We start from the raw sequence: 22,488 nt of genomic DNA on the forward strand, positions 1-22,488 counted from the left end.
GTCGGTCGGTCGTACGCGGAACACGCCGGTCGGTGCCGGAGCGGCGTTCCGGACGCGGCGCGCCGTCGCCATCGACGCGCAAGTGGCCGGACCTGGACGCGTCGTCGGCTTCCACGGCTTCGGCGGCATCCGCGCGCGCGCTGCGCAGTGCCTGCAGGTAGCTGCGCCGCCAGTTAGTGACGTCGTGCTCGCACAGGTAGCGGAACATGCCCTGCCAGCGCTCGCGGCGCTCGGCGAGCGACATCGTCATCGCCTGCGCGATGGCGTCGCCGGCACCGTCGAGGTCGTAGGGGTTCACCACCAGCGCGCCTTCCAGCTCGCGCGAGGCGCCGGCGAAGGGTGACAGCAGCAGAACGCCCGGATCCTCGGGATCCTGTGCGGCCACGTATTCCTTGGCGACGAGGTTCATGCCGTCGCGCAGCGGCGTGACGAGGCCCACGCGCGCGAGGCGGTAGAAGCCCGTCAGCGTGGAATGCGGATAGTTGCGGTTGACGTAGCGCACCGGCGTCCAGTCCGGCTCGGCGAAGCGCCCGTTGATGTGGCCCGACAACTGTTCGAGTTCCTCGCGCAGTTCCTGGTATTCGGCGACGTCACCGCGCGAGACCGGGGCGATCTGCAGAAACGTGAGCTCGCCCCGCTGCTGCGGATAACGCTCCAGATAGTTCGCGAAGCCCTTGAACCGTTCCGGCAGGCCCTTGGAATAATCGAGACGATCGACCCCGATGGCCAGTTCGCGCCCCGACATGCTGGCCGTGAGCTTCTTGACGTTGGGCTTGGCGGCCGATTCCTCCGCGAGCTCGGCGATGCGTCGCGTGTCGATGCTGATCGGGAACGCGCCTGCGCGGAAGCGGCGCCCGTTCGGCGCCTCCAGCAGGCCGCGTTCGACCACGCGTCCGCGGCCGAACAGGCGCACGTAATCCTGGAAGCGTTCGAGGTCGCGTTCGGTCTGGAAGCCCACGAGGTCGCAGGACGACAAGCCCTCGAACAGCCGCTGGTGGCTGGGCAACGCCGCGAGCAGGTCCGACGACGGCATCGGCACGTGCAGGAAGAAACCGATGCGGCACTTGACCCCACGTTCGCGCAGCAGCTTCGCGAGCGGGATCAGGTGGTAGTCGTGGATCCAGACGAGGTCGTCCTCGCGCAGCAGCGGCGCGAGCTTGCCCGCGAACAACGCGTTGACGCACTGGTAGCCGGCGTACGTGCCGCGGTCGTAGTCGACCAGGTCCATGCGGAAGTGCAGCAGCGGCCACAGCGTGCGATTGGCGAAGCCGTTGTAGTAGTCCTCGTGGTCCTGCTCCGACAGGTCCATGGTGACGAAGCGGATGTTGCCTTCCTGCTGCTCGTGCATGCGTCCCGAGGCGTGGGGATCGATGCGGCCGCTCCAGCCGAACCACAGGCCGCCTTCCTCGCGCAGCGAATCCAGCAGCGCGATCGCCAGTCCGCCCGCGCGCGACTCCTCGGGCAAGGCGACACGATTGCTGACGACGACGAGGCGTCCCATGAAGCTCCTTCGCGGCTTTCAATCCCTGCGGTCGAGGATGGCCGAGCGCCCATTGCGGCCGGGTGAATCGGCCGTGAAACGGCTCAGGTGGCGTCTTCCCACGGGCGGCTGAGCCGCATCGCCGCATTGATCAGGCCGACGTGCGAATACGTCTGCGGGAAGTTGCCCCACAGTTCGGCGCCTTCCAGCGACAGGTCTTCCGACAGCAGGCCGAGGTGGTTGCGGCGCGAGAGGACGCGCTCGAACAGTTCGCGCGCCTCCTGCGTGCGGCCGACCGCGGCGAGCGCATCGACGTACCAGAACGTGCAGATGGTGAAGCTCGTCTCGGGCACGCCGAAATCGTCCGGCGCGACGTAGCGCAGGATGCCGTCGCCGCGGCGCAGCTCGCGCCCGACCGCGTCGACCGTCGCCGCGAAGCGCGGGTCGGAGGCCTGCACGAAGCCGAGGTCGGCGAGCAGCAGCAGCACGGCGTCCATGCGGCCGCTGTGCGTGCCTTCGACGAAGTGCCCGCGTGCCGGGTCGAACGCCAGTTCGGTGATGCGGGCATGCATGCGGTCGGCGCGCTCGCGCCAGAAGGTCGAACGGTCGACGAGTCCGATCGCCGCACCGATCTTCGCCAGGCGGTCGCAGGCGGCCCAGCACATCACCGCCGAATAGGTGTGCACCTCGACGCGGCCGCGGAACTCCCACAGGCCGGCATCGGGCTGGTCGTAGAGCTCGTAGGCGCGCTCGCCGAGGCGCTCGAGCCGCTGGAAGTGCGGGATGCCGCTGGGCAGGTCGAGGCGACGGTCGAAGAACAGCTGCGTCGACGCGAGCACCACGCTGCCGTAGACGTCGTGCTGCGGCTGCACCCAGGCGAGGTTGCCTCGGCGGACCGGGCCCATGCCGCGGTAGCCCGCCAGCGTGGGCATCTCCTCCTCGTGCAGCTCGCGCTCCAGGCCGATGCCGTAGAGCGGCTGCAGGTGGCCGTCCTCGGGGATCAGGTTCGACACGTAGCGCAGGTATTCCTCCATCGTGCGCGTGGTGCCGAGGCGGTTGAGCGCGCGCACCACGAACGCGGCGTCGCGCAGCCAGCAGAAGCGGTAGTCCCAGTTGCGCTGGGTGTGCGCGTACTCGGGGATCGACGTCGTCATCGCGGCGATGATCGCGCCCGTCTCGTCGTACTGGCAGAGCTTGAGCGTGATGGCGCTGCGGATCACGGCGTCCTGCCATTCCAGCGGGATCGACAGCGCGCGGACCCAGTCGCGCCAGTAGTCGATCGTCTTCTCGCGGGCCTCCCGGGCGTAGTCCGCGACCGGGCGGGTGAACGTCTCGTCCGGCCCCAGGATGAAATGCAGCTCGCGATCGAGCAGGAACGGCGTCTCCTCGCGCACCATCCGGATCGGCGCGTCGGTATTGAGGCGCAGCGTGAAGCCCGGCAGCACGTAGCGGAGGTGGTTGCTGCCCCAGGTGATCTCCGGGACCCGCGCGCCGTAATCGGCGAGGGGCCGCAGGCGGATGCGCACGCGCGGCTCGCCGGCGAGGGGTCGCACGCTGCGGATCAGCATCACCGGACGGTAGAAGCGGTCGTACTGCTTCCAGCGCGGCGCGAAGTCGAGGATCTCCACCGCGCCGCCGCGCGCGTCGCGCAGCACGGTGCGCAGCACCGCGGTGTTCTCGACGTAGTGCTGCTCGACGCCCACGCAATCGGCGAGTTCCACCGCGAAGTCGCCGCCATCGATGTTCGGCGAGAGCAGCGCGCAGAAGGTCGGATCGCCGTCGAACGCCGGCACGCAGCCCCAGACGATGCGTCCGCCGCGGTCGACCAGCGCACCGATGCTGCCGTTGCCGACGAGACCGAGGTCGAGGCTGTTCATGCGCCACCCGCCAGCGCCTGCGCGCCGTCGAGCAGCCAGCGCCGCAAGGCCTCGGTGTCCGGCAAGGTGTGGGTGGCGTGAGTCGGCTCGCGGTCGCCGACGCGTACCGACAGGCCACCGAGCATGTTGGCGGCGACGAAGCCGTCCTCGTCGGTGAGGTCGTCGCCGGCGAAGACGGGCCGCCGCCCGGCGAACGGCGCGACGTCCATCAGCCGCTTGAGCGCGATGCCCTTGTCGCCGTGCGCCGGGCGCAGCTCGACCACGCAACTGCCGTGCTGCAGGCGGTAACCCGGCAGGTTCGCGAGCGCGGCGGCCGCGAGCGCCTCCAGCGGCGAGCGGGCCGCCGGCGCCGCGCGCCAATGCAGTGCGATCGCGACGCCCTTGTCCTCCACGCGCGCGCCTTCGTGCGCCTGGGCGACGTGCTCGGCCGCCTCGCGCACGCGCTGCAGCTCTTCGGGCGCGGGCGCGGGCTGGTGCAGGCGGTCGGGGTGCTCGCGCAGCTCCAGGCCGTGCAGGCCCGCGGCAGGAATGCGCAGCGGCGCGAACAGGGCGTCCACCTGCTCGATGCGGCGCCCGCTGACGAACGCGACCGCGCCGCCGAGCGCACCCGACAGCCGGCCCAGCGCCTCGCCGAGGCCATCGGGGACGCGCACGTCCTCCGGGCGGTCGGCGAAATCGAGCAGGCAGCCGTCGACGTCGAGGAAGAGCGCCCAGTCGGACTGGACGGGCGGCGGGGCGGGCAGGGCCAGCGGGGCGGTCGCACTCATCCGGCGAAGTCTGGCCACCGTCCCGTAAGCACCGGGTGCACAGCGGCCGTCGCGCCGCTGAACGGCGGCGGGGCGCGCTTGAATCGATCGGCATAGACCGCATCTATCGGCCATCGCGGTTCCGACCGCCCCGTTCCCGAGGACCCCGTCATGCGGATGGACAAGCTCACTTCCCGCTTCCACCAGGCGCTCGGCGATGCGCAGTCGCTCGCCGTGGCGCGCGACCACAGCGTGCTCGAGCCCGTGCACCTGATGGCCGCGCTGCTCGACCAGCAGGGCGGCAGCACGCGCCCGCTGCTGTCGCAGGCCGGGGTCAACGTCGCGGCGCTACGCGAGCGGCTCGGGGAGTCGCTGGACAAGCTGCCCAAGGTGACGGGACAGGCGGGCAACATCTCCGTCGGCAACGACCTCTCGCGACTGCTCAACGTCACCGACAAGCTCGCTTCGCAGCGCGGCGACTCGTTCATCGCCAGCGAGCTGTTCGTGCTGGCGGCGCTGGAGGACGGCGGCGACCTCGGCCGCGCGTTGAAGGCGACCGGTGCGACCCGCGACAAGCTGGAAACCGCGATCGACAAGCTGCGCGGCGGCGAGAAGGTGCAGGACGAGAACGCCGAAGACGCCCGCCAGGCGCTCGAGAAATACACGATCGACCTCACCGCGCGCGCGGAGGGCGGCAAGCTCGATCCCGTGGTCGGCCGCGACGAGGAGATCCGCCGCACGATCCAGGTGCTTCAGCGGCGCACCAAGAACAATCCGGTGCTGATCGGTGAGCCTGGCGTCGGCAAGACCGCGATCGTCGAAGGCCTCGCGCAGCGCATCATCAACAACGAGGTGCCGGAGGGCCTGCGCGGCAAGCGCGTGCTTTCGCTCGACATGGGCGCACTGATCGCCGGCGCGAAGTATCGCGGCGAATTCGAGGAGCGGCTCAAGGCCGTGCTCAACGACCTGTCGAAGAACGAAGGGCAGATCATCCTGTTCATCGACGAGCTGCACACGATGGTCGGGGCAGGCAAGGCCGAAGGCGCGATGGACGCCGGCAACATGCTCAAACCGGCCCTCGCGCGCGGCGAGCTGCACTGCATCGGCGCGACCACGCTCGACGAATACCGCAAGTACGTTGAGAAGGACGCCGCTCTGGAGCGCCGCTTCCAGAAGGTGTTCGTGGGCGAGCCGTCGGTCGAGGACACCATTGCGATCCTGCGTGGCCTGAAGGAGCGCTACGCCGTGCACCACGGGGTGGAGATCACCGACCCGGCGATCGTCGCCGCTGCCACGCTCAGCCACCGCTACATCGCCGACCGCCAGCTGCCCGACAAGGCCATCGACCTGATGGACGAAGCCGCCTCGCGCATCCGCATGGAGATCGACTCCAAGCCCGAGGAGCTCGACCGTCGCGAGCGTCGCCTGATCCAGCTGAAGATCCAGCGCGAGGCGCTGAAGAAGGAAAAGGACGAGGCGTCGAAGCAGCGCCTGGCCGACCTGGAAGCCGACATCGCCACGCTCGAGCGCGAGTTCAACGACCTCGAGGAGGTCTGGAAGGCCGAGAAGGCCAGCGTGCAGGGCACCACGAAGATCAAGGAACAGATCGAGACCGCGCGCCTGGAGCTCGAGGCCGCGCAGCGCAAGCAGGACTACGCGCGGATGAGCGAGATCCAGTACGGGCGCATCCCGGAGCTCGAGAAGCAGCTCGCCGCCGCGCAGGAGGCCGAGACCCGCGGCTTCACGCTGCTGCAGGACAAGGTCACCGCCGAGGAGATCGCGGAGGTCGTCTCGCGCTGGACCGGCATTCCCGTCAGCAAGATGCTCGAAGGCGAGCGCGACAAGCTGCTGAAGATGGAGTCGCAGTTGCACGCGCGCGTCGTCGGTCAGGAAGAAGCGATCAAGGTCGTCTCCGATGCGGTGCGCCGCTCACGCGCGGGCCTCTCGGATCCGAACCGCCCGAGCGGTTCGTTCCTGTTCCTCGGCCCGACCGGCGTGGGCAAGACCGAACTATGCAAGGCGCTGGCCGAGTTCCTGTTCGACAGCACCGACGCGATGGTGCGCATCGACATGAGCGAGTTCATGGAGAAGCACGCGGTGAGCCGCCTCGTCGGCGCGCCTCCGGGCTACGTCGGCTATGAGGAGGGCGGCTACCTCACCGAGGCCGTGCGCCGTCGTCCGTACAGCGTGATCCTGCTCGACGAAGTCGAGAAGGCGCATCCGGACGTCTTCAACATCCTGCTGCAGGTGCTCGACGACGGCCGTCTCACCGACGGCCAGGGCCGCACGGTCGACTTCCGCAACACCGTCATCGTGATGACGTCGAACCTCGGCTCGCACCAGATCCAGGAGCTGTCGGGCGACACGCCCGAGTCCTACATGCAGATGAAGGCCGCGGTGATGGCGGTGGTGCAAGGCCACTTCCGGCCCGAGTTCATCAACCGGCTCGACGACATCGTCGTCTTCCATCCGCTGGACAAGGCGCAGATCCGCGAGATCGCGAAGATCCAGCTGCGCGGGCTGGAGAAGCGTCTTGCCGAGCGCGGCCTGAAGCTCGAGCTGACCGACGAGGCGCTGACGCTGCTCGGCAACGTAGGTTTCGATCCGGTGTATGGCGCGCGGCCGCTCAAGCGTGCGATCCAGCAGCAGCTGGAAAACCCGCTGGCGCAGAAGATCCTGTCCGGCGAGTTCGCGACAGGCGAGACCGTGCGCGTTCGCACCGAAGGCGGGCACCTGGCCTTCGATCACGCGTAAGCGGAAGGCGGCCGTCGCGAGGCGGCCGCCCTAGCCCAGCAGTTCGTCGCGCAGGCGCACGAGGCCGGTGCTCGCCGGCATCGGCCAGTGCGTGTCGACGTCCGCGGTCACGCCGCTCGGCACGGGATTGATCTCCAGCACCGGCCGGCCGAGTTCGCGCGCGAGCCGGGGGAGCGACGCGGCCGGCTGCACGAGGCCCGACGTGCCGACCACGACGACACGCTCCGCGCGGTGCAGGGCCTCGACGCCCGCGTTCCACGCCTCGTCCGGCAGGGCTTCGCCGAACCAGACGACGTCGGGGCGGAACGCGCCGCCGCAGGCGTCGCAGCGTGGCGGCGGCTCGCGACGGCCCTCGTCGCCCGGCGCGTACGCCGCCAGGATCGGATCGGGCACCTGCCGCGCAGCGCAGTCGATGCAGCGCGAACGCAGCAGGTGGCCGTGCAGGTGCCGGACCCGCGTGCTGCCGGCGCGCTCGTGCAGGTCGTCCACGTTCTGCGTGACGACGTCGACGTGCAGGCCGGCGCGTTCGAGTTCCGCGATCGCGCGATGCCCCGCATGGGGCGCCACGCCCGCGACCTGCGCGGCCCGCCAGCGGTACCAGCCCCAGACGAGATCCGGATCGCGGCGGAACGCGGCCGCCGTGGCGAGCTGCTCGGGGTCGAAGCGCGCCCACAGTCCGGTGAGCGCGTCGCGGAAGGTCGGTACGCCGCTCTCGGCGGACATGCCGGCGCCGGTAAGGAAGACGATGCGCATCGGCGTGCCGGTGGGGTGGTGGGCGCAGGCTAGCCCGCGCGACGTGTGCCTGCCGTCGGGCCGTCAGCCGGTCGCCGACGGCAGCGGACGGGCGCCACGGAACGCCGGAAGTGCATTCACCATCTCGGCGAGGCTGTGCGCGAGCTCGCGTTCGGCCATCACGGCGCCGTCCGCGCCCCGCTCGATGAGGTAGCGCACGCCCGAATCCGAATGCGCGCGCGCGATGATGCTGATCGCCGGGTTCGACGCCCGCAGCCGCTCGACGATCTCGCCGGCCTCGAACGCGTTGGGGATCGCCACCAGCGCCATCTGCGCGATTTCCGGTCGCGCTTCGGCGAGCACGGCCGGATTCGCGGCGTGGCCGCGAATCGCCGGGATGCCGGCGTCGCGCGCGCTCTGCACGCGCGGCGCATCGTCGTCGATCACCACCACCGGCACCGACTGCGCCGCGAGCAGCGGTCCCAGCTCGCTGCCGACGCGCCCGTAGCCGATCAGGATCACGTGCGGCAGGCCGCCTTCCGGCAGCGGCGGCAGCATCACTTCGCCCGGCGTCGAATGCGCCCGCTCGCGCTGCGTCACATACCGGTCGTAGAGCTTGAACAGCACCGGATTGAAGACGATCGAGACGATCGCCGCGGCGAGGATGAGGTCCTGCCCTTCGCGCGGCAGCATGCCGAGTGAGACGCCGAGGCCGGCGAGGATGAAGGAGAACTCACCGATCTGGCACAGGCTCGCGGCGAGCAGCGCGGCGGTGGTCCCGCTGCGGCCCACGACGCGCGCGACGCCCCAGGCCGCGAGCGCGTTGCCCACGACGACCAGCGAGGCGGTCGCCACCACGCGCATCGGCTCCTCGACGAGGATCGACGGATTGAACAGCATGCCGACCGAAACGAAGAACAGCACCGCGAACGCATCGCGCAGCGGCAGCGTCTCGTTCGCCGCCTGATGGCTGAATTCGGACTCGTTGAGGATCAGGCCCGCGAAGAACGCGCCCAGCGCGAACGAAACGCCGAACAGTTCGGCCGAGGCGAACGCGACGCCCAGCGCGATCGCGAGGACGCAGAGCGTGAACAGCTCGCGCGAGCCGGTGCCGGCAACGCGTTCGAGGATCTTCGGGATCACCCGACGGCCCACCAGCATCATGAACACCGCGAAGCCGCCCACCTTGGCGACCGTGAGCAGCAGTGCACCGGTGAGTCCGCCGCTCTCGCCGCGGCCCGCGAGCGCCGGCAGCATCACGAGCGCGAGCACCATCGCGAGGTCCTCCACGATCAGCCAGCCCACCGCGATGCGACCGCGGCTGCTGTCGAGCAGGCGCCGTTCCTCCAGCCCGCGCAGCACCACCACGGTGCTCGCCACCGAAAGGGCGAGGCCGAAGACGATGCCCGCGCCGTTGGACCAGCCGAAGGAGCGCGCCAGGCCCCAACCCAGTGCGCTCACGAAGACGATCTGCACCAGCGCGCCGGGCACGGCGACGCCCTTCACCGCCATCAGGTCGCGCATCGAGAAATGCAGGCCGACGCCGAACATCAGGAGGATCACGCCGATCTCGGCGAGCTGCGGGGCCAGCGAGGCGTCGGCGATGAAGCCCGGGGTGAACGGACCGATGAAGACTCCGGCGAGCAGGTAGCCCACCAGCGGCGACAGCTTGAGGCGATGGGCGAGCCCGCCGAACAGGAAGGCCAGCACGAAGCCGGCGACGAGCAGGGCGATGAGCGAGGTCTGGTGCACGAGGGCTCCGTCGTGAAGGCGCGTGATGCCGCGCAGGCGGGTCCGTTCATCACCTTAACCGCTCGCCGTCGCAGCGGCGTGCGCGCGGGCAGGCCGGAGCGTGCCGGTACAATGCCCGCATGATCGGATTTCGTGACTTCGCCCTCCGCCGGGGCGAGCGGCTGCTTTTGTCCAACGTCGACCTCTCCCTGCACGCCGGCTGGCGCGTGGGCGTGGTCGGCCGCAACGGCACGGGCAAGTCCTCGCTGTTCGCCGCGCTGCAGGGCGAGGTGGAGCCCGACAAGGGCGACATCGACATCCCCGGCCGCGCGCGCATCGCCAGCGTCGCGCAGGAGACCCCGGCGCTCGACGACCCCGCCCTCGACTTCGTGCTCTCCGGCGACCGCGTCGTCCACGAGGCCGTGATGGCCGAGCGCGATGCGGTCGCGCGCGAGGACTGGGAAGCCGTCGCTGAGGCGCATCACCGGCTGGAGGAAGTGGGCGGCTACGACGCGGAAGCACGCGCCGGCAAGCTGCTGCACGGCCTCGGCTTCAGCGCCGACACGCACGATCGTCCCGTGAAGACGTTTTCCGGCGGCTGGCGCGTGCGGCTGAACCTCGCGCGTGCGCTGATGACGCCGAGCGACCTGCTGCTGCTCGACGAGCCGACCAACCACCTCGACCTCGACGCGGTGCTGTGGCTCGAAGCGTGGCTGCTGAAGTATCCCGGCACGCTGTTCGTGATCTCGCACGACCGCGAGTTCCTCGACGGCATCTGCAGCCACGTGCTGCACCTGCATTCCGGCACGGCGAAGCTCTACACGGGCAACTACACCGACTTCGAGCGCCAGCGCGCCGAGCAGCTGCGCCAGCAGCAGATCGCCTTCGAGAAGGAACAGGCCGAGCGCGCGCACCTGCAGAGCTTCATCGACCGCTTCAAGGCGAAGGCCAGCAAGGCCAAGCAGGCGCAGAGCCGCATGAAGCGCCTCGCCAAGCTCGCCGGCACCGAAGCGGTGCGCGCCGAGCGCTCGCTGCACATCGATTTCCCGGTGCCCGATCGCCTGCCGCACTCGCTGCTCGCGCTCAACCACGCCGACTGCGGCTACGGCGCCACGCAGGTCCTCGGCGACGTCACCTTCCGCCTGGAGGCGGGTGACCGCATCGCACTGCTGGGCCCCAACGGCGCCGGCAAGTCGACGCTGGTGAAGACACTGGTCGGCGAGATCCCGTTGCTGGCCGGCGAGCGCGCCGCGCATCCGGACCTGCGCATCGGCTACTTCGCGCAGCACACCGTGGAATCGCTGCGCGAAGGCGAGACGCCGATCGACCATCTGTCCAAGCTCGCCCCGGGCGTCGCCACGCAGCAGCTGCGCGATTTCCTCGGCAAGTGGCAGTTCCCCGGCGATCGCGCGTTCGAGCCGGTCGATGGGTTCTCGGGCGGCGAGCGCGCGCGCCTCGCGCTGGCGATGATCGCCTGGCGCAAGCCGAACGTGCTGCTGCTCGACGAGCCGACCAACCACCTCGACCTCGACATGCGCGAGGCGCTGGCCGAGGCACTGTCGGATTTCGACGGTGCGATCGTGCTGGTCAGCCACGACCGCCACATGATCGGCCTCGTCTGCGACACGTTCTGGCGCGTGGCCGGCGGGATCGCGCAGCCGTTCGACGGCGACCTCGACGAGTACGCGGTCTGGCTGCGCACGCGCGATCCCGACGAGGGCAAGTCGACGAAGCCGGCGCCGGCACCGGTGGCGGCGCCTCCCGCGCCCGCGAAGGGCGGCAGGAATACCAATCCGGTCAAGCTCGCCGCGGCGGAAGCCAGGGTGGCCGAGCTCGAGGCGAAGCTGCAGGCGCTCGATGCGCGATTGGCGGATCCCGCGCACTTCGCGGACGCCGCCCGCATCTCGAAGGACCGCGCGGGTGTCGCGCGCCAGCTGGAACAGGCCGAAGCCGACCTGCTGCTGCTCTACGACGCGGCCTGAGCCGGGTCAGTCGCGCAGGAAGTACTCGACCGTCGTCACCACCCGCACTTTCTTGATCTGCGGGCTGCCGGCGTCGCGGTCCTCGATCGAGACCACGCCCTGGTTGGCGGTGCGGATGCCGTCGAGGCGCGCGCCGGAATCCTTCGCGAACTGCTCGGCCGAGCGACGCGCATTCGCGGTCGCCTCCGCGATCAGCTCTGGCTTGATCGCGTTGAGTTTCGTGTAGTCGAACTGCGGGCCGCCGGCGCTCGTGCCTTCGCCGCCTTCGCCGCCGATCAGCACGCCGCGCGAGACGAGGTCGCCGGCGCGACGTAGGGCGCGCAGCGCCTGTGCGACCTTCTCCGTGCGCAGGGTCACCGTGGTCGAGAAGCGGTAACGCTCGGGCGCGCGATTCTCGCCGTAGGCATACGCCCAACGGTCTTCGAGCCGGGGCGGCGAGACGATCACCTCGTCGGCCGCGAAGCCGGCATCGGTGAAGAAGCGGCGGATCGCCGCGGTGTTCGCATCGAGCCGACGCTGCGCCTCCGCGAGCTCGGTGCTGCTCACCGAATGCGGCAGCGGCCAGACCACGAGGTCGGCGTCCACCGTGCGCTCGGCCGAACCCTTGACCGTCACGTAGCGGTCCTGCGTGCGCAGTCGCGCCATGCCCTGCGCGGCGAACCAGCCCGCGGTCGCCAGCCCGGCCGCGAGGATCACCGCGGCCCCCAGTCGAATCGAATCGCGCATCGGACATCCTCCCTGAATGGGCAGGGTAAGCCTTGAAGGGCACGGCGGCGATCCCCAAATGCCGCGGCAGTCCCGGTTACCCTGTCGCCATGCCCATCTATGCCTTCGAGTGCGCCGCCTGCGGCCACCGCTTCGACCGCCTGCAGAAGCTCAGCGACGCCGACCCCACCGACTGCCCGGCGTGCGGTGCCCCGCAGGTGCGACGCCAGCTCACCGCGCCCCAGTTCCGCCTCGCCGGCGGCGGCTGGTACGAGACCGACTTCAAGAAGGACGGGGACCGCAAGCGCAACCTCGCCGGCGACGGTGCGGCCCCGAAGGACGGCGGGAGCGGGGAGTCCAAGCCCGCCGCGGCGCCCGCGACCGAGTCCAAGCCGGCCGCCGCACCCGCGGCTCCGCCGCCGAAGCCGTCGACGCCCTGATCCACGGCCTCATGCCTGCCTGCCCGTGCGCTGGAGGCGGCAAGCGGGTCGTCGGCCGCGCGGCGGCGCGCCGAGCTGTGCCGCGGGCCGCCTTCGATCGCGGCGCCCCGCTAAACTAGTGGGCTCATTCGCACCCCGCGCCGGGGTGCCGCCGGAGCCTCCATGCGTACCCATTTCTGCGGCCTCGTCGACGAGCGCCTGATCGGCCAGACCGTGACCCTGTGCGGCTGGGTCAACAGTGCGCGTGTCCAGAGCCACCAGACCTTCATCGATCTTCGCGACCACGAGGGCGTGGTGCAGGTGCTGGTCGAGAGCGACCAGCCGGAGCTGTTCAAGGCGGCCGCCGACCTCGGCAACGAGGACGCCGTGCGCGTCACCGGCACGGTGCGGGAGCGCTACGCCGCGAACGACAAGATCCGCACCGGCCGTATCGAAATCGTGCCGACCGCGATCGATGTGCTGAACAAGGCCGACCCGCTGCCGTTCCATGCGCACGAGAACGCGGGCGAGGAAACGCGCCTCAAGTACCGCTACCTCGACCTCCGCCGCCCGGAGATGCAGGCGATGATGCGCACGCGCATCAAGCTGGTCGCATCGCTGCGCCGCTACCTCGACGAGCGCGGCTTCCAGGACATCGAGACCCCGATCCTGACGAAGGCCACGCCCGAAGGCGCACGTGACTTCCTCGTGCCGGCGCGCATGCATCCGGGCGAGTTCTACGCGCTGCCGCAGAGCCCGCAGCTCTTCAAGCAGATCCTGATGATGGCGGGCTTCGACCGCTACTACCAGATCGCGCGCTGCTTCCGCGACGAGGCGCTGCGCGCCGACCGGCAGCTCGAGTTCACGCAGCTCGACATGGAGTTCGCGTGGGTGTCCGAGCGCGACGTGCAGGACATGGTCGAGGACATGATCCGCAGCGTCTTCCGCGACACCGTCGGCGTCGAACTCGATGCGGAATTCCCGCGCATGACGTACGCGGAGGCCATGCGCCGCTACGGTTCCGACAAGCCGGACCTGCGCATCGCCATGGAATTCACCGACATCGCGGAACTCGTCAAGGGCTGCGAGTTCAAGGTGTTCACCGACTGGGCGAACCACGCCGACGGCCGCGTGGTCGCGCTGCGTGCGCCCGGCGGCGCGCAGCTCTCGCGCAAGCAGATCGACGAACTCGGTGCGCATGCCGCGAAGTACGGGGCGAAGGGGGTCGCGTGGATGAAGGTCGAGGACGCGTCGAAGGGCCGCGAGGGGATCAACTCGCCGATCGCGAAATTCCTCGACGACGCTACGCTCGACGCGATCCTGCGCGCGACCGGCGCGAACACCGGCGACGCGATCTTCTTCGGTGCGGCGACGTACAAGACCGCCTCCGACTTCATGGGCGCGCTGCGCCTGAAGCTCGGTCGCGACCTCGGCCTCGTCGAGGACGGCTGGCGCCCGTTGTGGGTCACCGACTTCCCGATGTTCGAGTGGGACGAGGAGGAGCAGCGCTTCGTGGCGCTCCACCATCCCTTCACCGCGCCGAAGATCGACGACGAGGGCGACCTGCGTGCGAACGCCGCGACGGCGGTCTCGCGCGGCTACGACATGGTGCTCAACGGCAACGAGATCGGTGGCGGCTCCATCCGCATCCATCGTTCGTCGATGCAGTCGGCGGTGTTCGACCTGCTCGGCATCGGCCGCGAGGAGGCTGAGCTCAAGTTCGGCTTCCTGCTCGAGGCGCTGCGCTACGGCGCTCCGCCGCACGGCGGCATCGCCTTCGGTATCGACCGCATCGCCGCGCTGATGGCGGGCACGGAATCGATCCGCGACGTCATCCCGTTCCCGAAGACGACCTCGGCCCAGTGCCTGATGACCGGCGCGCCGTCGCCGATCCCGGACAAGCAGCTGGCCGAGGTGCACGTCGCGGTGCGGCCGCGCGAGGCGAAGGGCGAGTGAGCCCGTCGATCCGCCGCGCGACGGTCGACGATGCACGGACGCTGTCGGCGCTCGCCACCGCGACCTTCGTCGAGAGTTTCGGCCACCTGTATGAGCGCGAGGATCTCGACGCCTTCCTCGAGGATGCGTACGCGGTCGACAAGCAGGCGGTGATCCTCGCCCATCCCGACTATGCGGTCTGGCTGCTGGAGGCCGACGGCCGCGCCGTCGGCCACTGCGCCGCGGGCCCGTGCGGCCTGCCGCATCCGGACGTCGCGCCGGGCGACGGCGAAATCAAGCGGCTCTACGTGCTCGGCGAGTTCCAGTCGGGCGGGCAGGGTGCGCGGCTGATGGGCACCGCGATGGACTGGCTGCTCCGCGACGGCCCGCGCACGCTGTGGGTCGGCGTCTGGAGCGAGAACGCCGGCGCGCAGCGCTTCTACGGGCGCTACGGCTTCGACAAGGTCGGAACGTACGGTTTTCCGGTGGGTCGCGTCGTCGACCTCGAATTCATCCTGCGCCGTCCGGCGGCGCCGTGACGCGGCGTCTCGCGGGCCTCATCCTGGTCGTCGCGCTGCTGGCGCCGGCGCACGCCGCCGAGCCGGGCGATTCGCCGGCGTTGCAGGCCTGCATGACGCGCGCTGGGGGCGTGACGGCCACGATGCTCGACTGCATCGGGGCCGAGCATCGCGTGCAGGACGCGCGACTCAATGCCGCATACCGCGCGGCGTCGCGCGCGTTGCCCGCCACCCGTCGCGCGTCGCTCACCGCGGCGCAGCGGGCATGGATCGCCTTTCGCGATTCCGAATGCGGCTTCGTAGCCGATCCGGACGGCGGCTCCCTCGCGCACGTGATGGGGAACGACTGCATGCTGCGGATGACGGCCGAGCGTGCGGAAACGCTGGAATCGCTCGTGCGCGACCTGCACGAGGTCGACGGCGCGCTGTGATGCCGTCGGCGAGCTCGCCGGTGCGCCGCGTCCTGCTCCTGCACGGCCTGTGGATGCGGCCCGCCGCGATGGCGGTGCTCGCGCGCCGCCTCGAGCATGCCGGCTTCGCGCCCGAACGCATCGGCTATCCGAGCGTGCGCGGCCCGGCGCGTGCGGTGGTGCGGCAGGTGGCGCGGACGATGCGCGCGGGCGACTGCCACGTCGTGGCCCACAGCCTCGGCGGGCTGGTCGCGCTCGAAGCCCTCGAAGCCGAGCCGGATCTCCCGGTGCAGCGGGTCGTCTGCCTCGGCTCGCCGCTGTGCGGCAGCCTCGCCGCGTCGCGCCTGGATGGCCTCCCGGTGCTGGGTGCCGCGCTCGGCCACAGCCGCCAGTTCCTCCATCGCGGCTGCCGGCCCTGGCGGGGCCGTGCCGAGGTAGGCGTGGTGGCCGGGGACCGGCCGATCGGCCTCGGCAGCATGCTCGGTCGCGTCGAAGGCGCGAACGACGGGGCCGTCGGCGTGGTGGAGACGCGGCTGCCGGGCATCGTCGACCACGTGGTGATGCACTCGAGCCACACCGGCCTGATCTTCTCGGCGCCGGTCGCCGACCAGGTGGTGGCCTTCCTGCGCGACGGGCGTTTCCGGCACTGAACCGTCCAGCCGGCCCGCCCGCGGGAAGCGGCCGCGGTCGGCCGATCCGGTAAAATCGCCGGCTCGTCTCCCGCCGTCCGGAAGTGCCCGATGGGTCGTGGTCCCTCGATCGAAGCCCGCAAGAATGCCGTCGATGCGATTCGCGGCAAGATCTTCACCAAGGTCATCCGCGAGATCGGCGTCGCCGCGCGCATGGGCGGCGGCGATCCGTCCGGCAATCCGCGCCTGCGCGCCGCGATCGATCGCGGCCTCGACGTCAACATGTCGAAGGACGTGATCGAGCGCGCGATCAAGAAGGCCACGGGCGAACTCGAGGGCGTGACCTACGAGGAGATCCGCTACGAGGGCTACGCGCCCGGCGGCGTGGCCGTGATCGTCGACTGCCTGACCGACAACAAGGTGCGCACCGTCGCCGACGTGCGCCATGCGTTCTCCAAGCACGGCGGCAACCTCGGCACCGACGGCTCGGTGTCCTTCATGTTCCACAAGCGCGGCGTGATCTGGTTCGGCGAAGGCGCCGACGAGGACCGCATCACCGAAGCCGCGATCGACGCGGGTGCCGACGACGTCGTCGTCTACCCCGAGGACGGTTCGATCGACGTGCTGACGGCGCCGGAGTCGTTCGCCGACGTCAAGGCCGCGCTGGAAGCCGCGGGCCTCGCGCCGGGCGAGGCGCAGGTGACGATGCGCGCGGAGAACATGGTGAAGGTGGAGGGCGACACCGCAAAGCAGGTCGCGAAGCTCCTCGCGTGGCTGGAGGAGATGGACGACGTGCAGCACGTCTACTCCAACGCCGAGCTCGGCGAGGACGCCTACGCCTGAGGGCGCAGGCCATCGTGATCCGCATCCTCGGCATCGACCCGGGCTCGCAGCGCACCGGCGTCGGCTTCGTCGACGTCGACGCGACGGGCAAGTGCGCCTACGTGTCCGCGCACACCCTCAAACTGCTCGACGCCGAGGACTTCCCGCAGCGGCTCGGCCTGCTGTGCGAGGGGCTCGACGCGCTCATCGACGAATGGAAGCCGGACCAGGTCGCGATCGAAACGGTTTTCATGGACAAGTCGGCGACCAGCGCGCTGAAGCTCGGGCACGCGCGGGGCGCGGCGATCGCGACGGTGGTGCGACGCGGGCTGAAGGTCAGCGAGTACGCGCCGCGGCTCATCAAGCAGTCGCTGGTGGGCAAGGGCGCGGCGGACAAGCAGCAGGTGCAGCACATGGTGCGGCTGCTGCTGAACATCCCGGAGCAGAAGCTCCAGGCGGACGCGGCCGACGCACTGGCGGTCGCGCTGACCCATGCCCACATGGCGGCCACGGCCGGGCGTACCGGCGTGGGCGTGGCCCAGCTGCGCCGGCGCGGCCGTTGAGACGCCCGCCTGCCACCGTGGCTGCGAAGGGCGCACAATGCGCGCCGCCGGGTGGCCGGCGCGGGCATGGCCCGGACCGGACGGGACCGATGCGACAGATCGCCAGCGCGGGCGCCAGGCCCGCCGCACTGAATTCCACGGGGGCCGGCGCATGATCGGCCGCCTGCGCGGCGTGCTCGTGCACAAGCAACCGCCGTGGCTGATGGTCGAGGTGGCCGGCGGCATCGGCTACGAGCTCGAGGCCCCGATGAGCACCTTCTACGACCTGCCCGAGGCCGGGCGCGAGGTCGTGCTCTTCACGCACTACGCGCAGAAGGAGGACAGCGTCGCGCTGTACGGCTTCCTGCGCGAGGGCGAGCGCCGGCTGTTCCGCGACGTCCAGAAGGTGACGGGCATCGGCGCGAAGATCGCGCTGGCCATCCTGTCCGCCGTCAGCGTGGACGAATTCGCGCGCCTCGTGCAGGCGGGGGACGTCACCGCGCTCACGCGCATCCCTGGCATCGGCAAGAAGACGGCCGAGCGCATCGTGGTGGAGCTGCGCGATCGCGCGGCGGAACTCGCGGGCATCGGGCCGACGCTCGGGGTCAATACCGGCATCCCGGCCGATCCGCAGACCGAAGCCCTCGTGGCGCTGCAGCAGCTGGGCTACAAGCCGGCGGAAGCGGCGCGCATGGCGAAGGACGCCACGCAGCCCGGCGACGACACCGCGACCATCATCCGCAAGGCGCTACAGTCCGCGCTCCGTTGAGCCCCGGATCCCCTCCAGGACGTTCGATGACCGCTTCCGCAGCCCCATCACCGCATTCTCCCGACGGCCATCTCGTCGCGCACGGCCATGCCCAAGCGGGGCTCGCGTCGCTCGTGGTGGGCGCCGTCGGCGTGGTCTTCGGCGACATCGGCACGAGCCCGCTCTACACGATCCAGGAGATGTTCCACCCGCACTACGGCCTGCAGCCCGACGGCGATACGGTGAAGGGCCTGCTCTCGCTGGGCTTCTGGGCACTGATGCTGGTGGTCACGCTGAAGTACGTGATCGTGATCATGCGCGCGGACAACGAGGGCGAGGGCGGGATCATGGCGCTGACCGCGCTGGCCCAGCGGTCGCTGAAGGAGGGCTCCCGGCTCAGCTACCTGGTGGGCATCCTCGGCATCTTCGGTGCCTCGCTGTTCTTTGGCGACGGCATGATCACGCCCCCGATCACCGTGCTGGGCGCGGTCGTCGGCCTGGAGGTCATCTCGCCGGCGTTCGCGCACTGGGTCGTGCCGATCAGCCTCGTCATCCTCGTCGCGCTGTTCGCTTTCCAGCGTTTCGGCACCGAACGCGTCGGCCGCATCTTCGGGCCGCTGATGGTCGCGTGGTTCATCGTGCTCGCCACGCTGGGCATCTGGAACATCGCCTCCAATCCCTCGGTGCTGGCGGCGCTGAGCCCGCATTGGGCGCTCACGTTCTTCGCGACGCACGGCTCGCACTCGCTCTTCATCCTCGGCGCGGTGGTGCTCACCATCACCGGCGGCGAGGCGCTGTACGCCGACATGGGCCACTTCGGGAAGCGGCCCATCCGCTGGGGCTGGTTCGGTTTCGTGCTGCCGGCGCTTGTGCTGAACTACTTCGGGCAGGGCGCGGTGCTGCTGCGCAACCCGCAGGCGGTCGAGAACCCCTTCTACATGTCGATGCCCGCCTGGGCGCAGATCCCGATGCTGTGCCTCGCCACCGTCGTCGCGGCCGTCGCCTCGCAGGCGGTGATCACCGGCGCCTACTCGGTGACGCGTCAGGCCGTGCAGCTCGGCTACCTGCCGCGCCTGTCGATCAAGCACACCTCGCGTTCGACGATCGGCCAGATCTACGTGCCGTCGATCAACTGGATGCTGCTGGGTGCAGTGATCATCCTCACCCTCTCGTTCGGCAGCGCTACCGCGCTGGCGACCGCCTATGGCCTGTCGGTCACGGGCACGATGCTGATCGATACGTTGCTGCTTGCCGTCGTCGCCTACACGCGGTGGGAGAAGTCCCGCCGCTGGGTGCTGCCGCTGTGCGCGCTGTTCCTCGTCATCGACGTCGCCTTCCTCGTGGCCAACGGCACGAAGCTGTTCACCGGCATCGGTGCATGGGTGCCGCTGATCGTCGGCATCCTGGCGTTCACGATGATGCGGACCTGGCGCCGCGGCCGAGCGCTGCTTCGTGAGGAAGTGCGCAAGGACGGCATCCAGATCGACGTCTTCCTTCCCGGCCTGATGCTGTCGCCTCCCGTGCGCGTGCCCGGCACCGCGGTGTTTCTCACCGCCGACAAGGGGGTGGTGCCGCAGGCGTTCCTGCACAACCTCAAACACAACAAGGTGCTACACGAGCGGAACGTCTTCCTGACGGTCGAACCCATGACCGTCCCCGTCGCGCCGCGGGACAAGAAGCTGCGCATCGACTCGATCGGCGAGAACTTCTATCGGGTCACTCTCAAGTTCGGCTTCATGGAGACGCCGGACGTGCCGCTGGCACTGATGCGGTCGTGCGACAAGGGCGGCATCCATTTCGACCCGATGGAAACGACCTACTTCGCGAGTCGCGAGACGATCGTCGGCAGCAAGCACCGGGGCATGCCGCTGTGGCGCGACAAGCTGTTCGCCCTCATGCATCGCAACGCGGCGCCGGCGACCACCTTCTTCCGCATCCCGGGCAACCGCCTGGTCGAGCTGGGCGCGCAGGTCGAGATCTGACCGTCGCACCGGGTGAGCGGCGCCGAGCCATAATCCCGGCATGACCGACACCCGACTCATCGGGGCTGGCGCGACGTCCGAGGACGCCGTGGCCGAAGCCTCCATCCGCCCCAAGCGCCTGGACGAGTACCTCGGCCAGGCGCCGGTGCGCGAGCAGATGAAGATCTACATCGAGGCCACCAAGCGCCGCGGCGAGGCGCTCGACCACGTGCTGATCTTCGGGCCGCCGGGCCTCGGCAAGACCACGCTCAGCCAGGTCATTGCCAACGAGCTGGGCGTGAACCTGCGCCAGACCTCCGGCCCGGTGATCGAGAAAGCCGGTGACCTTGCGGCGCTGCTCACCAACCTGCAGCCGCACGACGTGCTGTTCGTCGACGAGATCCACCGTCTCTCGCCGCTGGTCGAGGAAGTGCTGTATCCGGCGATGGAGGACTTCCAGCTCGACATCATGATCGGCGAGGGCCCGGCCGCGCGCTCGATCAAGATCGACCTGCCGCCTTTCACCCTGATCGGGGCCACCACGCGCGCGGGCCTGCTGACCGCGCCGCTGCGCGACCGCTTCGGCATCGTGCAGCGGCTGGAGTTCTACAGCGCTGAGGAGCTCACCAAGATCGTGCAGCGCTCCGCGCAGATCCTCGGCATCCCGTGCACGCCCGACGGTGCCGCCGAGATTGCGCGCCGCTCGCGCGGTACGCCGCGCATCGCCAACCGCCTGCTGCGCCGCGTGCGCGACTTCGCGCAGGTGCGCGGCGACGGCACGATCGCGAGCCAGGCCGCGTTCGACGCCATGACGATGCTGAAGGTCGACCCGGAGGGATTCGACGAGCTCGACCGGCGCCTGCTCGGCACGATCATCGACGCCTTCGATGGCGGGCCGGTGGGCGTCGAATCGCTCGCCGCGGCGCTGAGCGAGGAGCGGGGCACGCTCGAGGACGTGGTCGAGCCGTTCCTGATCCAGCAGGGCTACCTGATCCGCACCGCGCGCGGCCGCATGGCGACGCCGAAGGCGTACCGGCACCTCGGTTTCACCCCGCGCAGCAAGTCGCCGGACCTGTTCGAGCCGCCGGCGCCGCCCGTAGCCGACTGAACCGCCGCTTGCCGCGGACGCCTGCACCGTCGCAGGCCGCGGGTAGACTTGGGCGCCCCACGCATGGCCCGCCGACGCGGGCGCCCGGAGCGCATGTTCACCCTGCCGGTCCGCATCTACTGGGAAGACACCGACGCCGGCGGCGTCGTCTACCACGCGCGCTATGTCGCCTTCCTCGAGCGCGCGCGCTCGGAGTGGATGCGCACGCACGGCCACGGCCAGGCGGCGCTGCAGGCCTCGGGCAGCGTGTTCGCGGTGCGTGCGATGACGCTCGATTTCCTGAAGCCGGCACGCCTCGACGACGCGCTCGAGGTCGGCGTCGCGCTGGCCGACTGCCGCCGCGCGAGCCTCGTCTTCCGCCAGTGGATCGACCGCGCCGGCGAGCGCCTGCTCGACGCCACCGTCCGAATCGCGGCGCTCGACGCCGCGACGTTCCGCCCCGCCCCGATTCCCGCGGCGCTGCACGCGCAGCTCGCCGCCCTCGTCGTTCCCGCCTGACAGGTCCGCGATGGACCGGAGATTCCGCATGACCGCACCGCACCGCCCGCATGCCGCCGTGGACACCGTCGAGGCCGCCCGATGAGCGCGCTGTCGCTGATGCTGCAGTCGAGCCCGAGCGCGCTGCCGGACGCGGGCGCGATCGACGCGCAGCCGCTCGCGGAGGCCGGGCAGGCCGCCGCCGGCGCCGCCGCGGCCACGCCACCGACCGCCTCGCTCGACTTCGTGCACCTGGTGGCGAACGCGAGTCTGCCGGTGCAGCTGATCATGCTGCTGCTCGTCGCGGCGTCGATCGCGTCCTGGGTGATCATCTTCCGCAAGGCGGCTTTGCTGCGGCGCGCACGACGCGAGGCGGAGCAGTTCGAGGAGCGCTTCTGGTCGGGCGCGGAGCTCACGAAGCTCTACGAAGGCGCGAGTGGTCGCGGTCGTGACGTCGGCGGCATGGAGGCGATCTTCGAGGCCGGCTTCCGCGACTTCAACCGCCTCAAGCAGCGCCGCGGCAGCGACTCCGACGCGCAGCTCGAGGCCGCGCAGCGCGGCATGCGCGCGACCGCCTCGCGCGAGCTCGACTCGCTTGAGCACAACCTCGAACTGCTCGCGAACATCGGCTCGACGTCGCCGTACATCGGCCTCGTCGGCACCGTCTTCGGCATCATGGTGACGATGCATTCGCTGCTCGCCAGCAGCGACCAGGTCGGCATCAAGGACGTGGCACCGGGCATTTCCGAAGCGCTGCTCGCCACCGCCATGGGCCTGTTCGTCGCCATCCCGGCTGTGTGGGCGTACAACCGCTTCGCGACCGCGGTCGAGCGGCTCGCCACGCGCTACGAAGCCTTCGCCGAGGAGTTCTCCTCGATCCTGCAGCGGCAGTCGCACCTGGAAGGCTGAGCC

At 70.3% G+C, this 22,488-nt stretch carries 20 protein-coding genes; 14 read left to right on the forward strand and 6 right to left on the reverse strand.

Translation table 11 applies throughout. The features are described from left to right. The 3 genes from otsA to otsB all read right to left on the reverse strand — a co-directional run. A partial coding sequence (gene otsA / locus ACY35P_RS09470) for an alpha,alpha-trehalose-phosphate synthase (UDP-forming) (RefSeq protein ID WP_462115586.1) occupies positions 1 to 1,501 on the reverse strand: 1,501 nt, incomplete at its 3' end. A gap of 83 nt (positions 1,502 to 1,584) precedes the next feature. Then, positions 1,585 to 3,357, reverse strand: coding sequence for a glycoside hydrolase family 15 protein (locus ACY35P_RS09475; protein ID WP_462115587.1), 1,773 nt, complete (start codon positions 3,355 to 3,357; stop codon positions 1,585 to 1,587). Then, a complete protein-coding gene (otsB, locus tag ACY35P_RS09480) occupies positions 3,354 to 4,124 on the reverse strand; it encodes a trehalose-phosphatase (protein ID WP_462115588.1) in 771 nt (256 codons plus the stop codon). The genes ACY35P_RS09475 and otsB overlap by 4 nt, the downstream gene beginning before the upstream one ends. A 150-nt stretch (positions 4,125 to 4,274) precedes the next feature. On the opposite strand from otsB, the gene clpB reads away from it, so the two are divergent. Further along, a complete protein-coding gene (gene clpB, locus ACY35P_RS09485; RefSeq protein WP_462115589.1) occupies positions 4,275 to 6,857 on the forward strand; it encodes an ATP-dependent chaperone ClpB in 2,583 nt (860 codons plus the stop codon). 30 nt (positions 6,858 to 6,887) lie between these two features. Here clpB and ACY35P_RS09490 read toward each other — a convergent pair whose 3' ends face one another. Both ACY35P_RS09490 and ACY35P_RS09495 read right to left on the reverse strand, forming a co-directional pair. After that, on the reverse strand, positions 6,888 to 7,610 hold the full coding sequence (locus ACY35P_RS09490; protein WP_462115590.1) for an NAD-dependent deacylase: 723 nt from the start codon (positions 7,608 to 7,610) through the stop codon (positions 6,888 to 6,890). A 63-nt stretch (positions 7,611 to 7,673) separates the two neighbouring features. Continuing rightward, positions 7,674 to 9,341 carry a monovalent cation:proton antiporter-2 (CPA2) family protein gene (locus ACY35P_RS09495; RefSeq protein WP_462115591.1) on the reverse strand — a complete coding sequence of 556 codons (1,668 nt, stop codon included), beginning with the start codon at positions 9,339 to 9,341 and terminating at the stop codon, positions 7,674 to 7,676. A 119-nt stretch (positions 9,342 to 9,460) separates the two neighbouring features. Between ACY35P_RS09495 and ACY35P_RS09500 the strand changes: the two genes are divergently transcribed. Beyond that, positions 9,461 to 11,302, forward strand: coding sequence for an ABC-F family ATP-binding cassette domain-containing protein (locus ACY35P_RS09500; RefSeq protein ID WP_462115592.1), 1,842 nt, complete (start codon positions 9,461 to 9,463; stop codon positions 11,300 to 11,302). A gap of 6 nt (positions 11,303 to 11,308) precedes the next feature. On the opposite strand, the gene ACY35P_RS09505 is transcribed toward ACY35P_RS09500, so the two are convergent. Next, the gene (locus tag ACY35P_RS09505) at positions 11,309 to 12,028 is read right to left on the reverse strand and encodes an SIMPL domain-containing protein (protein WP_462115593.1); all 720 of its coding nucleotides are present in this window, start codon (positions 12,026 to 12,028) and stop codon (positions 11,309 to 11,311) included. Positions 12,029 to 12,117: 89 nt separating this feature from the next. On the opposite strand from ACY35P_RS09505, the gene ACY35P_RS09510 reads away from it, so the two are divergent. The 12 genes from ACY35P_RS09510 to tolQ all read left to right on the forward strand — a co-directional run bounded on the left by ACY35P_RS09510 (position 12,118) and on the right by tolQ (position 22,485). Beyond that, complete coding sequence (locus ACY35P_RS09510) at positions 12,118 to 12,447, forward strand: FmdB family zinc ribbon protein (RefSeq protein ID WP_462115594.1); 330 nt, start codon at positions 12,118 to 12,120, stop codon at positions 12,445 to 12,447. A 162-nt stretch (positions 12,448 to 12,609) separates the two neighbouring features. Next, positions 12,610 to 14,382: an aspartate--tRNA ligase gene (gene aspS, locus ACY35P_RS09515; RefSeq protein ID WP_462115595.1), complete on the forward strand. Its 1,773-nt coding sequence runs from the start codon at positions 12,610 to 12,612 to the stop codon at positions 14,380 to 14,382. After that, positions 14,379 to 14,900 carry a GNAT family N-acetyltransferase gene (locus ACY35P_RS09520; protein WP_462115596.1) on the forward strand — a complete coding sequence of 174 codons (522 nt, stop codon included), beginning with the start codon at positions 14,379 to 14,381 and terminating at the stop codon, positions 14,898 to 14,900. The genes aspS and ACY35P_RS09520 overlap by 4 nt, the downstream gene beginning before the upstream one ends. After that, positions 14,897 to 15,310, forward strand: coding sequence for a lysozyme inhibitor LprI family protein (locus ACY35P_RS09525; protein WP_462115597.1), 414 nt, complete (start codon positions 14,897 to 14,899; stop codon positions 15,308 to 15,310). Before ACY35P_RS09520 ends, ACY35P_RS09525 begins: the two co-directional genes overlap by 4 nt. Then, positions 15,310 to 15,939 (forward strand): alpha/beta fold hydrolase, encoded by a 630-nt coding sequence (locus tag ACY35P_RS09530; RefSeq protein WP_462115598.1) that lies wholly within the window; start codon positions 15,310 to 15,312, stop codon positions 15,937 to 15,939. Before ACY35P_RS09525 ends, ACY35P_RS09530 begins: the two co-directional genes overlap by 1 nt. Before the next feature lie 90 nt (positions 15,940 to 16,029). Next, the gene (locus ACY35P_RS09535; RefSeq protein WP_462115599.1) at positions 16,030 to 16,761 is read left to right on the forward strand and encodes a YebC/PmpR family DNA-binding transcriptional regulator; all 732 of its coding nucleotides are present in this window, start codon (positions 16,030 to 16,032) and stop codon (positions 16,759 to 16,761) included. A gap of 14 nt (positions 16,762 to 16,775) precedes the next feature. Beyond that, positions 16,776 to 17,303, forward strand: a complete 528-nt coding sequence (gene ruvC, locus ACY35P_RS09540) for a crossover junction endodeoxyribonuclease RuvC (protein ID WP_462115600.1) — start codon at positions 16,776 to 16,778, stop codon at positions 17,301 to 17,303. Positions 17,304 to 17,454: 151 nt separating this feature from the next. Beyond that, entirely contained in the window at positions 17,455 to 18,051 is a 597-nt protein-coding gene (gene ruvA / locus ACY35P_RS09545) for a Holliday junction branch migration protein RuvA (RefSeq protein WP_462115601.1), read from the forward strand. Between the two features lie 26 nt (positions 18,052 to 18,077). Then, positions 18,078 to 20,012 (forward strand): potassium transporter Kup, encoded by a 1,935-nt coding sequence (locus ACY35P_RS09550; protein WP_462115602.1) that lies wholly within the window; start codon positions 18,078 to 18,080, stop codon positions 20,010 to 20,012. 40 nt (positions 20,013 to 20,052) lie between these two features. Next, complete coding sequence (gene ruvB / locus ACY35P_RS09555) at positions 20,053 to 21,099, forward strand: Holliday junction branch migration DNA helicase RuvB (protein ID WP_462115603.1); 1,047 nt, start codon at positions 20,053 to 20,055, stop codon at positions 21,097 to 21,099. Positions 21,100 to 21,162: 63 nt separating this feature from the next. Continuing rightward, entirely contained in the window at positions 21,163 to 21,597 is a 435-nt protein-coding gene (gene ybgC / locus ACY35P_RS09560; RefSeq protein ID WP_462115604.1) for a tol-pal system-associated acyl-CoA thioesterase, read from the forward strand. Positions 21,598 to 21,696: 99 nt separating this feature from the next. Further along, a complete protein-coding gene (tolQ, locus tag ACY35P_RS09565; protein WP_462115612.1) occupies positions 21,697 to 22,485 on the forward strand; it encodes a protein TolQ in 789 nt (262 codons plus the stop codon). Positions 22,486 to 22,488 lie beyond the last annotated feature (3 nt).

The sequence above is a fragment of the Lysobacter xanthus genome, assembly GCF_047159895.1.

What these genes read in the sequence shown, in the direction of transcription:
- tolQ (WP_462115612.1), top strand. Translation starts at nt 21,697, where the DNA reads ATGCTGCAGTCGAGCCCGAGCGCGCTGCCGGACGCGGGCGCGATCGAC.
- ybgC (WP_462115604.1), top strand. Translation starts at nt 21,163, where the DNA reads ATGGCCCGCCGACGCGGGCGCCCGGAGCGCATGTTCACCCTGCCGGTC.
- ruvB (WP_462115603.1), top strand. Translation starts at nt 20,053, where the DNA reads ATGACCGACACCCGACTCATCGGGGCTGGCGCGACGTCCGAGGACGCC.
- ACY35P_RS09550 (WP_462115602.1), top strand. Translation starts at nt 18,078, where the DNA reads ATGACCGCTTCCGCAGCCCCATCACCGCATTCTCCCGACGGCCATCTC.
- ACY35P_RS09510 (WP_462115594.1), top strand. Translation starts at nt 12,118, where the DNA reads ATGCCCATCTATGCCTTCGAGTGCGCCGCCTGCGGCCACCGCTTCGAC.
- ACY35P_RS09530 (WP_462115598.1), top strand. Translation starts at nt 15,310, where the DNA reads ATGCCGTCGGCGAGCTCGCCGGTGCGCCGCGTCCTGCTCCTGCACGGC.
- clpB (WP_462115589.1), top strand. Translation starts at nt 4,275, where the DNA reads ATGCGGATGGACAAGCTCACTTCCCGCTTCCACCAGGCGCTCGGCGAT.
- ACY35P_RS09490 (WP_462115590.1), bottom strand. Translation starts at nt 7,610, where the DNA reads ATGCGCATCGTCTTCCTTACCGGCGCCGGCATGTCCGCCGAGAGCGGC.
- ACY35P_RS09505 (WP_462115593.1), bottom strand. Translation starts at nt 12,028, where the DNA reads ATGCGCGATTCGATTCGACTGGGGGCCGCGGTGATCCTCGCGGCCGGG.
- ACY35P_RS09500 (WP_462115592.1), top strand. Translation starts at nt 9,461, where the DNA reads ATGATCGGATTTCGTGACTTCGCCCTCCGCCGGGGCGAGCGGCTGCTT.
- otsB (WP_462115588.1), bottom strand. Translation starts at nt 4,124, where the DNA reads ATGAGTGCGACCGCCCCGCTGGCCCTGCCCGCCCCGCCGCCCGTCCAG.
- ACY35P_RS09535 (WP_462115599.1), top strand. Translation starts at nt 16,030, where the DNA reads ATGGGTCGTGGTCCCTCGATCGAAGCCCGCAAGAATGCCGTCGATGCG.
- ACY35P_RS09475 (WP_462115587.1), bottom strand. Translation starts at nt 3,357, where the DNA reads ATGAACAGCCTCGACCTCGGTCTCGTCGGCAACGGCAGCATCGGTGCG.
- ruvA (WP_462115601.1), top strand. Translation starts at nt 17,455, where the DNA reads ATGATCGGCCGCCTGCGCGGCGTGCTCGTGCACAAGCAACCGCCGTGG.
- aspS (WP_462115595.1), top strand. Translation starts at nt 12,610, where the DNA reads ATGCGTACCCATTTCTGCGGCCTCGTCGACGAGCGCCTGATCGGCCAG.